Source organism: Streptomyces sp. NBC_01261 (assembly GCF_036226385.1).
In the GTDB taxonomy this organism is placed as follows: Bacteria; Actinomycetota; Actinomycetes; order Streptomycetales; family Streptomycetaceae; genus Streptomyces.
The window spans coordinates 9,332,698-9,346,194 of sequence record NZ_CP108463.1 but is presented as its reverse complement, the minus strand read 5'-3'; the positions used below and the strand labels follow the sequence as shown (position 1 = coordinate 9,346,194).

The window sequence follows — 13,497 nt, the reverse complement described above, 5'->3', positions numbered from 1 at the left end:
GGAGACCCATGGCCACCCATACTCAACGAGCGGGGCTGCTCGTCATCGGCGGCGGCATCGGTGGCATGGCCACGGCTCTCGCCGCCGCCCGCGCCGGGCGGCCGGTCCGCCTGCTGGAGCGCGCCCCCGCCTTCACCGAGATCGGTGCCGGCCTCCAGGTCGGCCCCAACGCCGTCCGGGTCCTCACGAACCTGGGCCTGTACGAGCGCATTGAGGAGATCGCCGTCTTCCCTGAGCGCGGCATCTTCATGGACGCCGTCACCGGGACGTACCTGACCTCACTCGACCTCGGTCCCGCCTTCCGCAAGCGCTACCAGGCACCGTACGCGGTGATGCACCGCAGCGACCTGCTCGACATCCTGCTCGACGCCTGCCGGGCCAGCGACCTGATCGCCCTGGAGAACGGCAGGACGGTCACCGACGTCCATGAACTCAGCAGCGGCGTCGTGCGTGTCGAGTGCGCCGACGGATGCATCTACGAAGCGGACGCCGTGATCGGCGCAGATGGTCTCAACTCCCGTGTGCGCAAACTGCTTTCCGACGACGATCCGGTGTGTTCCGGGTATGCCGCCTACCGCGGCACCATGCCGGTGGACGACATCGGTGCGAGTATCGACGGCGACAACGTGGTGCTGTGGATCGGGCCCGGAATGCACATGATCCAGTACCCGATCCGACGTGGCGAGCTGTACAACACCGTCGCCGTGTTCCGCAGCGACGCCTTCCAGCGGGGCGAAGAGGACTGGGGCGGCCCCGCGGAACTGGATGCCCGCTTCGCCACCGCGTGCGGCGAAGTGCGCCGCGGCGTGGCACTCGTCGACCGCGGCCGGCACGCGAAGACGTACGACCGCGAACCTCTCGACCGCTGGACCATCGGCAGGGTAGCCCTCCTCGGTGACGCGGCCCACCCCATGCTCCAGTACCTGGGGCAGGGCGCCTGTCAGGCCCTGGAGGACGCCGAGGCCCTTGGGCGCGGATTCGCAGAACATGGTGACGACTACGCCAAGGTCCTCGCCGCGTACGAGCAGGAGCGGGTGCCCCGGGCCGCCCAGTGCCAGACCACCGCCCGGAGCTGGGGCGAGATCTGGCACATAGACGGCATCGGCAGAACCTTGCGCAACCACATCCTCACCAGTCGCGCCGACGACGACTACACCCACACGGACTGGCTGTACCTCCCGGCCGCCGTGTGACCTCGTCAGATCTCCACACCAGTACCGGGGCCTTTGCCCGACCTGGGACGAAGCGCGGTGTGACATCCCGTGAGTTCCCCTGAGCCTTGCTGAGTCCTTGTCCCCCGTCGCCAGGGTGTTCGGCCTCCCTGGAGTGCTCTTTGATCCGGTGACGTAGCTTCAGGACTCTTAAAGCGTTCTCACGCCGTCCGATCGATCTGCGATCGGGGCAAAGGCGAGGAGGCTCGGGCAGCCTTCACGACCTGCGCGGGTTCCGTGGTCCGGTCTCGACGGAGGAGCTGAAGCAGTTCAAGACCGACGTGTTGGCCGGCTTCGTGCTCGCGGGACCTCGGCAGGCCTGGCGGACGGCACCATTTAAGCCAGGCGGGGGCGCGCGTTTACAACGCCCCCGCGAGCCCTGATCATCATCCCCGGCAACCCCTGGCCCACGCGTCGGCCGCATGCCTTCCGTTGGCATGCGGCCGACCGTACATTCAGTCTCCGGCGGATCCGGAGTCGAGCCCGTGTCAGGCCGCCTTTGTCAGGCCTGTGGCTGGAGCACTGCCTCCTCGGTCTTGGGAGTTGGGGCCTGCTTCCGCCTGGCCCGGCGGTCGGCACGGCGCTCCCGCCGGGTCTCGACCATCGTGTAGAGGGTCGGGATCAGGATGAGCGTCAGCAGGGTGGAGCTGAACAGTCCGCCGATGACGACCACGGCGAGGGGCTTGGAGATGAAGCCGCCCGAGCCGGTGATACCGAGTGCCATCGGAGCCAGCGCGAATATGGTGGCGAGCGCCGTCATCAGGATGGGCCGCAGCCTACGGCTGCCGCCCTCTCGGACCGCCTCCTCTATGCCCATGCCCCGGGCCCTGTACTGGTTGATCAAGTCCATCAGCACGATGGCATTGGTCACCACGATGCCGATGAGCATGAGCAGGCCGATCAGGGCCGCGACGCCCAACGGGGTGTCGGTGGCTCGCAGCAGAGCGATGGCACCCGTGGCGGCGAAGGGGATCGACACCAGCAGGATCAGGGTCTGGCGGATGCTGCGGAACACCGCGACCAGCACCAGGAAAACGATGGCGATGGCCGCCACGATCGCCAGGGCGAGCTGGCTGAAGGCGTCGTTCTGGCTGGAGGTGACACCGCCCATCTCGTAGGTGACGCCCGAGGGGAGGGCCGCCTTCTTCACCGCGTCCTCAACCGCTGTGCTCGCGGCGCCGGTGTTGTCTCCGACCGGGGTCCCCGAGACGGTGACGGACTCGGTGCCGTCGACACGGGCACGCTCGACGGGCTCTTCGGTCTGCGTGACTGTCGCGACCTTGTCCAGCCGAACATCACCGGAAGACGTGGAGATCTTCAGCGCGCGCAGTTCGCTGACGGAGTTCGGGGCGTTGGAGGTCGTCTTGAGCACCACATCGCGTTGCGTGCCGTCGACGGTGATCTGGGTGACCGTGGAACCCTGGACCGCCTCGGCAACCGACGAAGCGATGCTCGTTTCGGTCAGCCCGAGCTTTGACGTCTCCTCGCCCTTAGGCCGCACGGTGATCTGAGGTGCCTCCTGGGAGAGGTCGCTCGTGACCGCGGTGACCTGGTCGACCGTCTTCAGCGCCTTAACGACGCTGGCAGTGGCCTTGCTCAGTGCCGCGTCGTCGTCGCCCTTGAGAGTGACCTCAACATCGCTGCTGGTGCCGAAGCCGGTGTTCGCGCTGAAAGTCAGGTCGCCCACACCCTTGAGCTTGTCGAACTTCTCACGCAGGGTGTCCTCCACCGTGGAGGAGTCGGCGCTGTCCGTCAGGGCGATGCTGTAGGTGGCGCTGTCCGACACCGAGGTCGATGCGATGAAGCCGCCCGACGAGCCGATCGTGACCTGATAAGAGTCGACGCCGTCCGCACCGGACAGCACGCCCTCCACCTTCTTCGCGGCCTGGTTGGTCCCGTTCAAGCTGGTCCCGGCCGGCATCGTCTGGGTAACGCTGAGGGAATCCGACCCCGAATCGCCGAGGAAGCTGGTCTTCAGCCCGGAGACCATGCTGAACGTCACCACGAGCAGCACCGCGGCGAGGCCGAGAACGGTCTTCCGGCGCCGGGTGGCCCATTCGATGACAGGCACGTACATGCGCTGCAGACGTCCGTTGCGCTCCTCGTCCTCGACGAGCGCGCGGAACTGTTCCGGGTCCTTGCCCACAGCCTCCTTGGGGGGTTTGAGGAACCAGTAAGCCAAGACGGGCACGATGGTCAGGGACACCACCAGCGAGGCGAGCATCGCGACGGTCACCGTGACGGAGAACGAGGAGAACAGTTCGCCCACGATGCCACTCACCAGGCCGATCGGCAGGAAAACCGCGACCGTGGTGAGTGTGGAGGACGTGACTGCGGCCGATACCTCGCGTACCCCGGTGAGAATGGCGGCGCGCTTCTCCTCGCCGTATCCGAGGTGGCGTTTGATGTTTTCCAGGACCACGATCGAGTCGTCCACGACCCGGCCGACGGCCATGGTCAGGGCGCCCAGCGTGAGGACGTTGAGCGAGTAGTCCTCGTACCACAGCGAGATGAGCGCGATGAGCAGGGACAGGGGGATGGAAACCGCCGTCACCAGTGTGGAACGGATCGAACGAAGGAACAGGACGATGATGAGGATCGCCATGAGCAGCCCGAGGGCGCCCTCCTCGACGAGGCCGTTCACCGACTTGCTCACCTGCGGACCGTTGTCGGAGATGACCGTGAGCTTCGCGTTGTGGCCGAGGGACTTCTCCAGGCCAGGGATCTTGGCACGGACGTCGTCGGAGATGGAGACCGAGCTGCCGCCGTGGTCCATGGTGACGGAAATACCCAGGCTGGCCTGGCCGTTGGTCCGCGTCAGTGTCGTCGCCTCGGCGTCCTGGACCTTCACCGAGGCAACGTCCTTGAGCTGCACCGGGTCCTGCGAACCCGAGCCGGCGGACGTTGTGCCGGTGCTTCCGACGGCTCCCGTGAGGGCTGAGCCCAAGCCGGACGCAGCACTGGCACCCGACCCGGACGACGCGGTCAGCCACAGGTCCTCGACCTGCCGCACCGAGGTGATGGAACCACCGACTTCAATGCTCAGGCTCTTGCCGTCGGAGTCGACGGAGCCGCCGGCGCCCGTGCTGCCGTTCGAGGTCAGCGCAGTCTTGATCGACTGAACGGTCAGGCCCGCTTCCTCAAGCTTGTCGGAGTCGGGCGTGATGGAAACGACCTGGTCAGTTTCTCCGGACACGGTGACCTGGTTCACGCCGTCGACGGTCTTCAGCTCAGGTTCGACCTTGTCCGACAGGTCATCGGCGAGCTGCTGCTGGTCCGCGTCGGAGGTCGCGGCCAAAGTGATGGTGGCCTGGTCGCCGGTGCCGCCGGTGACGACCTGGGGGTCGACGCCGTCCGGGAGGTTCACGGTGCCCTTGTCGAGGGCCTGCTGCACCTCGCTCGCCTTCGTGTCGGTGTCGACGCCGAAGTCGAACTGCAGGAGCACTGTCGCCGAGCCCGTCCGCGAGGTGGAGGTCATCGACTGCACCGAGTCGACGCTCTTCACCGCGTCCTCGATGGGCTTGGCGACTTGGTCCTCGACAACGTCGGGGGACGCGCCCTGATAGGTGGCGGTCACGGTGATCGCGGGAAAGGACAGGTCGGGCAGCAGCTGCTGCTTGAGGGACGGCACTGCGTAGGTCGCCAGGGCGATGACGATCAATGCGATGAGGGCGGCCAGCTTGCGATTAGCGAGGCTCAGCCTGGACAGCCAGGACATTCTGGAGGGTCTCACTTCTGCGGTGGGACGGAAGAAGAGGAACCGCCCCGGGCCATGGGGTTCCCGGGACGGTGTGTCCCACCCTGCCCGCCTGCCCCGTCGGCCGTCGTCGCCCGGCCGCGGTGGTTTCCGCGTACCGCGGTCGCGTTATCCGGCGGGTCGAGTACCGCGTCCGCGGAGACTCACGGTGTCTCGCCGGGCCGTACCAGACCGCTCTCGAAGGCGATGGTCACAAGTTGAGCGCGCTCGCTGACGCCGAGCTTGGCCATGGCACGGTTGAGGTGCGTCTTGACCGTGTGTCGGCTGAGCCCCAATCGCTCGGAGATGTCGTCATTGGTCAGCCCGGTCGCCAGCAGCGTCAGCACTTCCCGCTCCCGCGGTGTCAATTCCTCCAGCAGCCGCGTCTCCGTGTCCCAGGTCCGGGTCGATCCCACCCGGAAGCGGGCCATGAGGGCGGCCGTCGCGGCCGGCGACAGGAGGGGCCGGCCCGCGCCAACCGTCTCGATGGCGTCCAGAAGCTCCTCCGGATCGGTGCCCTTGCCGATGAACCCCCGGGCTCCGGCGCCGATCGCCTCAGCGACATACTCGTCGACCTCGAACGTCGTGAGGATCAACACCTTCACCCCGGTGAGGTTCGGATCTGCGGTGATCGTCCGGGTCGCTTCGATGCCGTCCGTGCCGGGCATCCGGATGTCCATCAGGACCACGTCGGGGTGGTGTGCACCCGCCAGGGCGACGGCTTCGGCACCGTCCGCTGCCTCACCCACCACCTCCATGCCGGGCGTGTTGTCGAGGAGCCGCCGCAGCATGCCACGCAGCAGGGCCTGGTCGTCGGCCAGCAGGACGCGAATCGTCATGGGAGGTCCTTGTGTTCCTCGCCCACGGGTTGCGCACTCACGGTTCGACTCAGTGGCAGCCGGGCCACCACAGAGAACCCGCCCTGCGGTCGTATACCGATCTCGGCGATGCCGCCGACGGCCGCCACCCGCTCCCGGATCCCGACCAGACCGCGGCCCGTCCCGCCCCCGTTCGGTGGACGTCGTCCGCCGAGCCCTTCGTTGTCCACCGTGATGGACAAGGAATCATGGCGGAAGTCGATTCCGATTCGTGCGGTGTCCACCCCGGCGTGTTTGCGCACGTTGGTCAGTGCCTCCTGAATGATCCGGTAGCCGGTCACGTCCACGGCCGCGGGGATGAAATATCCCTCGCCCTGACGGAGGACCTCCACCGTTAGGCCTGCCCGCTCGAACGAGAGCACCAGATCGTCGAGCCTGCCCAGCCCGGGAGCGGGCTCCAGCGGTGCCGCAGCCTCCTCCGGTTGCGCGAGGAGCCCCACGATGGCGCGCAGCTCGCCGAGTGCTCCCTTCGACCCGTCGCGGATGGCGGTGAGCAGCTCGGCCATCTGGAACGGGTCGTTCCGTCCTATATGAACGCCGATCCCGGCCTGCGCATTGATGAGGGTCAGTTCGTGGGCGACAACGTCATGCAACTCGCGCGCGATACGCATCCGTTCAGCTGCCACCCGGCGGGCGGCCTCCTCCTCACGGGTCCGTTCGGCGCGATCGGCTCGTTCCTCCAGTGCCCGCACGTAGGCGCGACGGTTACGGACGGCGTCGCCGACCGCGGTGGCCAGCCCGATCCACGCCACGGCGCCCACCCGCTGCGGCCCCAACACCGGCCCCGGTTGAAAGAGCGTCGCTGCCACGACCGTGCTGGTGGCGACGAGAGCGGCGACGATCAGCGCCGGTCGCCGTCCCATGCGAAGCGCCAGACCGTGCAAGCTGACCATGAGGGCAGGTAGTGCGGGCGTGGGGGTGCCACCACACGCCTGATGGACAAAGGTCAGGGCCGACAGGCCGGCGACTGTCATCATCGGCGCACGCCGCCGGGCCAGTAGGACCGTGCCATACGCGACCGCGAAGGCGATACCCAGGGCACCCGGTCGTCGTAGGCCCCCGGCGACCGGATCGCCAAACGCGGACAGTATGGACACAACGATCACGCCACCTATGAGGGCTGGCTCGCGCAGTCGAACACGCCCTGCCTTGCGGGCGTGGTAAGTCACCCGGCCCCATCGGCCACTGGTTGTCATGGTTGCAGCGTAGGCACCGGTGTAGCCCTCGCTCGTCGCCTGAACGTGGCATTGACCACTACCGCGATCGCGGTAGGCGATGGACACGGGCCCTAGCACTGCCGTCGTCTCTGAAGGCCGCGAAGAAGGACACCAGAAGGAACGACGCGGGAGTTCGCCGCACAGCGTGACCCGCTGCTGCTCCGTGAAGGCATCCATGTTGGCGGTAGCACCCCACGGCGGGAGCCGCTGCCGAAGTTGCCGACCTGCACAGCCCGTTCGACGACTGTGGCGACGTCGCCCTGCGTGCCTCGCCCAGTCCGGCCAGTTCCTCGCCGTCGCCGGTTCGATCGACGGACAGTCCCCCCGAACCATGGATCCACTCGCCGGAGGAGATCCGGCCCTCAGGAGGTGCCGAGGAGCACACCGCAGCGATTTGTTCTATTTTGCAGATCTAATCCTACATGGCAGGACATAAAGGCAGGGTTCGCCGACGCAAGTCTGGACATCTCACGCTGCTGTCGGTAGACGCCCTCACCATCGCTTGCCTATAGTCCTATAAAGCGAAACTCCAATCCTGAGAAGAGGGACATATAATGGCGATCACTGGTCTCGGTCACACCGGCTTCTGGGTTGACGACCTTGCCACGATGCGCGACTTCTACACGCGGGTCCTGGGCCTGACGGTCACCGACGAGGACGCCGCACGAGGCATCGTCTTCCTCTCCGCACGCCCCGAGGAGGAGCACCACGAGTTCGTTCTCCAGCTCGGCCGGACGGCCGCCCCCGGCGCCAAGCTCACCCATCAGGTCTCGTGGCGGGTGGACTCCCTGGAGTCGATCGTCGAATTCCACCACCGGTTCCGTACCGAGGGCATCAAGGTGCAGCAGGAAGTCACCCACGGCAACGCGATCGGCATCTACTTCTTCGACCCGGAGGGCAACCGCAACGAGGTGTACCTGCGGGTGGATCGCGACGTACCGCAGCCGTTCCGCAAGTCCCTCAACCTCGACCAGGACCCCGCCGACATCCTCGCCGATGCGGAGCGGCTGCTGACCGAGGGCGGCCCCGCATACCAGCCGGTCCACTAGCCCACCCTGCCCCGCACTCGCCGTAGACCAATGGAGTCCCGCCCATGAGCGAGCCACTGACACCGCACGAGGACCCCCGGCACAGACCCCCCTCCGCCGGCCCGATGAAAGCCGACGTCCTCGTGGTCGGCGCCGGTCCCACGGGACTCACGGCGGCCCATCTCCTCGGCTCGCTCGGCGTACGCGTCCTGCTCGTCGAGCGCAATCCGACCACCAGCGACGATGCAAAGGCCATCAGCCTGGACGACGAATCGCTGCGCACCCTGCAATCAGCCGGCGTCTCAGACGCGGTCTACCCAATCATCGTGCCCGGTACCGGAACGAAGTACTTCGGCGCCGACGGCCGGGGCCTTGTGCACGCCCGCGGCCCCGGCGACCAGCGCTTCGGGCACCCGTTCAAGAATTCCTTCGCCCAGCCCGACCTTGAACGGGTGCTGCTTGAGGAGCTGCGGCGTCGCTCCGGCGTCGATACCCGCTTCGCCACAGAGCTGTTCTCACTGGAGCAACACGACGACCACGTCAGGGTCGGAGTGGGGCCGAGCCAGGAGAAGGGACCCACCGAGTACCTGGACGTCTCGTACGTCCTGGGCTGCGATGGCGGCCGCAGCACCGTCCGGGAGCTGCTGTCCATCCCCATGCAGGGGGAATCCTTCCCCGACATGTGGCTGGTCGCCGACACCCTGGGGGATCCGCACGACCAGCGCTACGGCATGCACCGCGGAGAACCACGCCGTCCCACGGTCATCGTCCCGGGCGGCGCCGGTCGGTGCCGCTACGAGTTCCTGCTGCACCCCGGGGAGGGAAAGCCCGGTGATCCGCCACCGTTCGAGCTGGTGCGCGAACTGCTGCGGCCGTACCGCGAGATCACCCCGGACCAGGTCGAGCGCTCCGTGACGTACACGTTCCACGCACTGCTGGCCGATCGCCTGCGCGACGGACGCTGCTTCCTCCTGGGCGACGCCGCACACATGATGCCGCCGTTCGCCGGTCAGGGACTCAACTCCGGCGTGCGGGACGCGGCAAACCTCTGCTGGAAGATCGCCGACGTCCTGGGCGGACGGGCATCGGACGCACTGCTCGACACCTACGACAGTGAGCGCCGCCCACACGCTCAAGCGGTGATCAACCTCTCAGTCCGGCTCGGCCTCATCGTGATGACGACCAGCCGTCTCCGGGCACACCTCCGCGATCTGCTGGTACGCATCGCCATGCACACGCCCTGGGGACGCCGGTACCTCACCGAGATGCGCTACCGGCCGAACATCCGCATACGCTCGGGCGCGGTGGCCCCCCTGGACGGCCAGGCCCAGTCGCCGATCGGCAGAGCGCTTCCGCAGCCTCGTGTCCTCCACGGCCCGCACCACCGGGTCACCTGGCTCGACGACGTACTGGGCCGTGGCTGGAGCCTGCTGGGTGTAGGTCTCACCGACGCCGACTGGGCCGCCGCCGCCCGCGCCGGTCTCCCTGCCGGTACCCGCGTGGACGTCGTCCTCAACGACCGCGCCCCTCGTGACCATCCTGGACGCACCGGCATAGCCGACGCCGACGGCCGACTGGACGCCGCCTTCGGCGGACTTGACGGCCGCTTCGTGCTCGTGCGCCCTGACCGGCTGATCGCCGCCGTGTTCGAGCCCGACCAGAGTGACCGCGTCTCTCACAGCCTGGGCCGGTTCGCGCCGCGGCCGAGCGCTGACCCATGTGTTCCGCCGACGGAACACTCCACATGGATCGGTCATAAGAACGCCGGTCAGCAAACGGCCCAACCCGATCGCCCCGTCGCCGGACCCGGCACCAAGAGTGTTCCCCAGACTCAAGGAGGGCCCCGATGAGGCTCAGCACAGTCCGCCTGCCCAACCAGCGCGGTACCGCCGCAGCACGCCTGGAAGGAGACGAGCTCGTGCTGCTGCCGTACTCCGACGTCGGCGAGCTCCTGGCGAGCGGCGACGACTGGCCCGAACGGGCAGCCGCCGAGGGCGGTGAGCGCATCCCCCTCGGCACCGCCTCGCTCGCTCCAGTCATCCCTCACCCGAACAAGATCGTGTGCCTGGGCCTCAACTACGCCACGCACATAAAGGAGATGGGCCGTCTGACCCCGGCCCATCCGACCCTCTTCGCCAAGTACGACGGCTCCCTCGTCGGCGCCAACGACAACGTGGTCATGCCGACGGTCAGCGACAAACTTGACTGGGAGGCGGAACTCGGGGTCGTGATCGGCCACCGCACACGTCATGTGACCGCGGACAAGGCTCTGGCCTACGTCGGCGGGTACACCGTCGTCAACGACGTCACCGTCCGGGACTGGCAGCACCGCACTCGCGAGTTCCTGTCCGGCAAGACCTTCGAATCCACCACTCCGGTGGGTCCCTCGCTCGTCACCCCGGACGAACTGCCGCGCGGCGCCTCGGGGTTGGCGATCAGTTGCAGCGTCGACGGTCACACCATGCAGAAGTCCAACACGTCGGACCTGCTCTTTGACGTCGCCTCGATCATCGCGTACGTCAGCACCATCATCACGCTGCAGCCCGGCGACCTGATCGCCACGGGCACCCCCGGAGGTGTGGGTGCCGGCCGTGATCCCAAGGTCTTCCTCCAGCCGGGGCAGGAACTCGTCACCGTCGTCGAAGGGGTGGGCGAACTGCGCAACATCGTGGCCAGAGAAGAGTTGTGAGGCAGGGGCGCGCCGCGGTCTCCGACAAGTTAAGGTGTCTCGCATGTCAGGATCAGGGTCCCCCAGCTACCGTGAGCGCAACTCCACGGCCGACCGAGCTTTGGACATTCTCCTCATGTTCACGGACACCCAGCTCGTCATCTCCGGCAGCGCCGTCGCCGAACGGCTCGGCGTAGCCCGCTCAACCGCCTACCGCTACGTGCAGAGCCTCGTGAGCAGCCGCTTCCTGGAAGAGGCTCCGGGAGGTGGCTTCCGTCTCGGGCTGCGCGTCCTGGAGATCGCCCGATTGGCGCGACGCAGCTACGGCCTGTCGGAAGTCGCGCTTCCGGTGATGGCGGCGCTCGCCGACGACGCGGGCGAGACGGTTCTGTTGACACGGCGAACCGGGGAACTCGTCGTGTGCGTCGACCGGGCGGAAGCCGCGACGGGTGCCGTGCGCATCTCCTACGAGCGGGGCAGCACACTCCCCCTCAACGCCGGCGCGGCGGCGCTCGTCCTGCTGGCCTGGCTGCCCGAAGAAGAGGCCAGGCAGCTTCTGGAATCCACGGACCTGCGCCGTTTCACTCCCGCCACCCTCACGGACGTCGACACCCTTATGAAGCGGCTGACCCACATCCGGCGGGCCGGCTATGCGGTCACCCGTGGCGAGCTCGACCCCGAGGTGTTGGGCATCGCCGCTCCCGTCCGGGACGAGCAGCAGCAAGTGGTGGCAGCGGTCAGCATCGCGGCCCTGGCCTCCCGCGTGTTCCCCGAGGCCGAGGCGGAGCTTGCCCGGAAGGTCAGGGAGACGGCACAGGAGATCGGCGACCGGCTGATCACTGTCGGAGGCTGACACCCGTGGCCAGGCCTGCGGAGGCCCCTCGCGTCTGCGCGGCCGACGGGCCAGAGGCCTGGTCGGGTCGTCGGTCAGGACCGGACCACCAAGTGGCTGCCGCACCTCTCAACTGCGTGGCAGCTCCGCATCCTCCGCCGACGGACGTCGGCCTCAGCGCGAGGGCCATCAGGACCGCCGACTGCGGTCCTGATGGCCCTCGGCTGTCTCCGTGATGCGGTCCTCCGTCCAGCCCCGGCCCCGGGGCGAGAGTCACTCCGGTCAGCCCTGACGGACTGCGGCATCCAGTTCGGCGGCGGAGGCCCAGCTTCCGTGGAAGCCCAGCGGCACCCGGTGGTTGAGCTTGATCCGCGCGACCGGTGCCGCGGTGAAGTCCCGGGCGTCCTGGATGACCACCTCGCTGCGGTCGGTGGTCGGGTCCCACCAGATCGTCAGGATCCAGCCGTCGTCCTCTGCCGTGGCGCCCTCGCGCGGCACGAACACCGGTTCGTTGGGCGAAGTGACCACACCGTCGAGCGACTGCACCTCGGTTTTCCCGCTGGTGAAGTCGACCTTGGCCACACCGTCGGTGATCCACTCGTTGAGGCCGCGGTTGCTGGCGAAGTAGCCGAAGTTGTGCCGCAGGCCGGCAAGCTGGTCGTTGATCCGCGGGAACCCGGAACCCACGTCAGTGACCGCGCCACCGCCGACGACGCCGCGTTCGAGGTCCAGTTCCCACCGCCACACGGTGCCGGCCTTCATGTCTTCCTTGGCTGACGCCGACGAGTCGACGTCCTGCAAGAGTGTGCCCATGGTGGGAACGCGCTCGCCGTCGACAATGACCTTCGAGCCGTCCTGGTAGGCGTTGAAGAAGTGGGTCGGGGCGAAGGCGTCGGGGGCGTCGATCCACTGAACCGCGCCGGTGTGACGGTTGAGCACCGCGAAGCGGCAGGTTTCGAGCGTGTCCGTGTCCCAGATCAGGGGTGGCAGTCCGTTCACGGCGTTCTCTATCCGGAAGAACATCGGGTAGATCAGGAAGATCGCGTAGTCGGGAGTCACCACGTAGTCGTGGATCCAGCTCGGGACACCCATGTCGAAGTGGTGGACGTCGCACAGCTTGCCGGACCGGTCAGCCCGATACCAGGTCATGTCGTTGCCCATGGAGACGAAGAAGAGCAAGTCGCCGTTGCCCGGATCGATCCTGAAGTGCGGCGTGAGTCCCATCGGCCCCGGCCCCGGGCTGGTGAGACCGCCATGGAAGTCGTACCTGCCCACGGTCTCCAGGGTGTCGGGCCGCAGTTCGTGCGGCAGGTCCGCGGAGAAGACCAACAGTCGGTCGTTGAAGAGGGTCACGTGAGTGTTGGCGGGATCCCTGAACATGGGCGCGCCTTCAGGCAGGTCCGCGAGGTCGCCGCCGCGCATCATGCCCCCCAGCACTGGCCCTCCTTCCCGCATCTCCAGCTTGAGCGCCTCGGTGCGGACGTAGCGGTTGCGGTAGGTGGCGCGGCCGTCACGGATGAAGACCGCGTGGATCATGCCGGTGCCTTCGAACCAGTGGTAGCGGTCGGGGTCCGGCGGCCGAAAGTGTTGGTTCGACCCGGTTCGGTACAGAACGCCGTTGAGCTCGCGCGGCAGCTCGCCCTCGATTTCCAGGTCGAAGGCCTCACCTTCCTCGCGCCACGGCGCGAACGGGCCGTTGAGAAACATGTTGTCCGTGTCCCACATACGCGCCTTCTCGCTTTCTCCTATGAGTCCTCGGTTGTCTGGCGAAGGGCGCGGCTTCACGCCTGGACATCGCGACCAGGGGCCACGCCAGCGCGCGGCATTCCGAGGAGCTCGCGGCGGGGGCTGAGACAGCACATGTGCCGCGAGTGGGCTCGAATCTCCACACCCTCAGTGCAACCGTACAGTTGATTGCATGACATGC

9 protein-coding genes are annotated in these 13,497 nt (G+C 67.5%); 5 read left to right on the top strand and 4 right to left on the bottom strand.

The window, feature by feature from the left end:
* Positions 1–8 precede the first annotated feature (8 nt).
* On the top strand, positions 9–1,193 hold the full coding sequence (locus OG226_RS41545) for an FAD-dependent monooxygenase (RefSeq protein ID WP_329351932.1): 1,185 nt from the start codon (positions 9–11) through the stop codon (positions 1,191–1,193).
* Between the two features lie 520 nt (positions 1,194–1,713).
* Here OG226_RS41545 and OG226_RS41540 read toward each other — a convergent pair.
* From OG226_RS41540 to OG226_RS41530, 3 genes are all read right to left on the bottom strand, one after another.
* Positions 1,714–4,929 carry an efflux RND transporter permease subunit gene (locus tag OG226_RS41540; RefSeq protein ID WP_329351930.1) on the bottom strand — a complete coding sequence of 1,072 codons (3,216 nt, stop codon included), beginning with the start codon at positions 4,927–4,929 and terminating at the stop codon, positions 1,714–1,716.
* 182 nt (positions 4,930–5,111) lie between these two features.
* Positions 5,112–5,786: a response regulator transcription factor gene (locus tag OG226_RS41535; RefSeq protein ID WP_329351929.1), complete on the bottom strand. Its 675-nt coding sequence runs from the start codon at positions 5,784–5,786 to the stop codon at positions 5,112–5,114.
* Positions 5,783–7,021, bottom strand: a complete 1,239-nt coding sequence (locus tag OG226_RS41530; RefSeq protein ID WP_329351927.1) for a sensor histidine kinase — start codon at positions 7,019–7,021, stop codon at positions 5,783–5,785. Before OG226_RS41530 ends, OG226_RS41535 begins: the two co-directional genes overlap by 4 nt.
* Before the next feature lie 575 nt (positions 7,022–7,596).
* On the opposite strand from OG226_RS41530, the gene OG226_RS41525 reads away from it, so the two are divergent.
* The 4 genes from OG226_RS41525 to OG226_RS41510 are packed head-to-tail and all read left to right on the top strand — an operon-like array spanning position 7,597 to position 11,591.
* Positions 7,597–8,091: a VOC family protein gene (locus OG226_RS41525; protein WP_329351926.1), complete on the top strand. Its 495-nt coding sequence runs from the start codon at positions 7,597–7,599 to the stop codon at positions 8,089–8,091.
* Between the two features lie 44 nt (positions 8,092–8,135).
* A complete protein-coding gene (locus OG226_RS41520; RefSeq protein ID WP_329351925.1) occupies positions 8,136–9,920 on the top strand; it encodes a bifunctional 3-(3-hydroxy-phenyl)propionate/3-hydroxycinnamic acid hydroxylase in 1,785 nt (594 codons plus the stop codon).
* The gene (locus OG226_RS41515; RefSeq protein ID WP_329351924.1) at positions 9,917–10,759 is read left to right on the top strand and encodes a fumarylacetoacetate hydrolase family protein; all 843 of its coding nucleotides are present in this window, start codon (positions 9,917–9,919) and stop codon (positions 10,757–10,759) included. Before OG226_RS41520 ends, OG226_RS41515 begins: the two co-directional genes overlap by 4 nt.
* Positions 10,760–10,802: 43 nt before the next feature.
* On the top strand, positions 10,803–11,591 hold the full coding sequence (locus OG226_RS41510; RefSeq protein WP_329351922.1) for an IclR family transcriptional regulator: 789 nt from the start codon (positions 10,803–10,805) through the stop codon (positions 11,589–11,591).
* A 261-nt stretch (positions 11,592–11,852) separates the two neighbouring features.
* On the opposite strand, the gene OG226_RS41505 is transcribed toward OG226_RS41510, so the two are convergent.
* A complete protein-coding gene (locus OG226_RS41505; RefSeq protein WP_329351921.1) occupies positions 11,853–13,295 on the bottom strand; it encodes a carotenoid oxygenase family protein in 1,443 nt (480 codons plus the stop codon).
* Between the last annotated feature and the right edge of the window lie 202 nt (positions 13,296–13,497).

Excerpts from the sequence above, each read along its gene's own strand:
- OG226_RS41545 (WP_329351932.1), top strand. The coding sequence starts at position 9 with ATGGCCACCCATACTCAACGAGCGGGGCTGCTCGTCATCGGCGGCGGC.
- OG226_RS41540 (WP_329351930.1), bottom strand. The coding sequence starts at position 4,929 with ATGTCCTGGCTGTCCAGGCTGAGCCTCGCTAATCGCAAGCTGGCCGCC.
- OG226_RS41535 (WP_329351929.1), bottom strand. The coding sequence starts at position 5,786 with ATGACGATTCGCGTCCTGCTGGCCGACGACCAGGCCCTGCTGCGTGGC.
- OG226_RS41530 (WP_329351927.1), bottom strand. The coding sequence starts at position 7,021 with ATGACAACCAGTGGCCGATGGGGCCGGGTGACTTACCACGCCCGCAAG.
- OG226_RS41525 (WP_329351926.1), top strand. The coding sequence starts at position 7,597 with ATGGCGATCACTGGTCTCGGTCACACCGGCTTCTGGGTTGACGACCTT.
- OG226_RS41520 (WP_329351925.1), top strand. The coding sequence starts at position 8,136 with ATGAGCGAGCCACTGACACCGCACGAGGACCCCCGGCACAGACCCCCC.
- OG226_RS41515 (WP_329351924.1), top strand. The coding sequence starts at position 9,917 with ATGAGGCTCAGCACAGTCCGCCTGCCCAACCAGCGCGGTACCGCCGCA.
- OG226_RS41510 (WP_329351922.1), top strand. The coding sequence starts at position 10,803 with ATGTCAGGATCAGGGTCCCCCAGCTACCGTGAGCGCAACTCCACGGCC.
- OG226_RS41505 (WP_329351921.1), bottom strand. The coding sequence starts at position 13,295 with ATGTGGGACACGGACAACATGTTTCTCAACGGCCCGTTCGCGCCGTGG.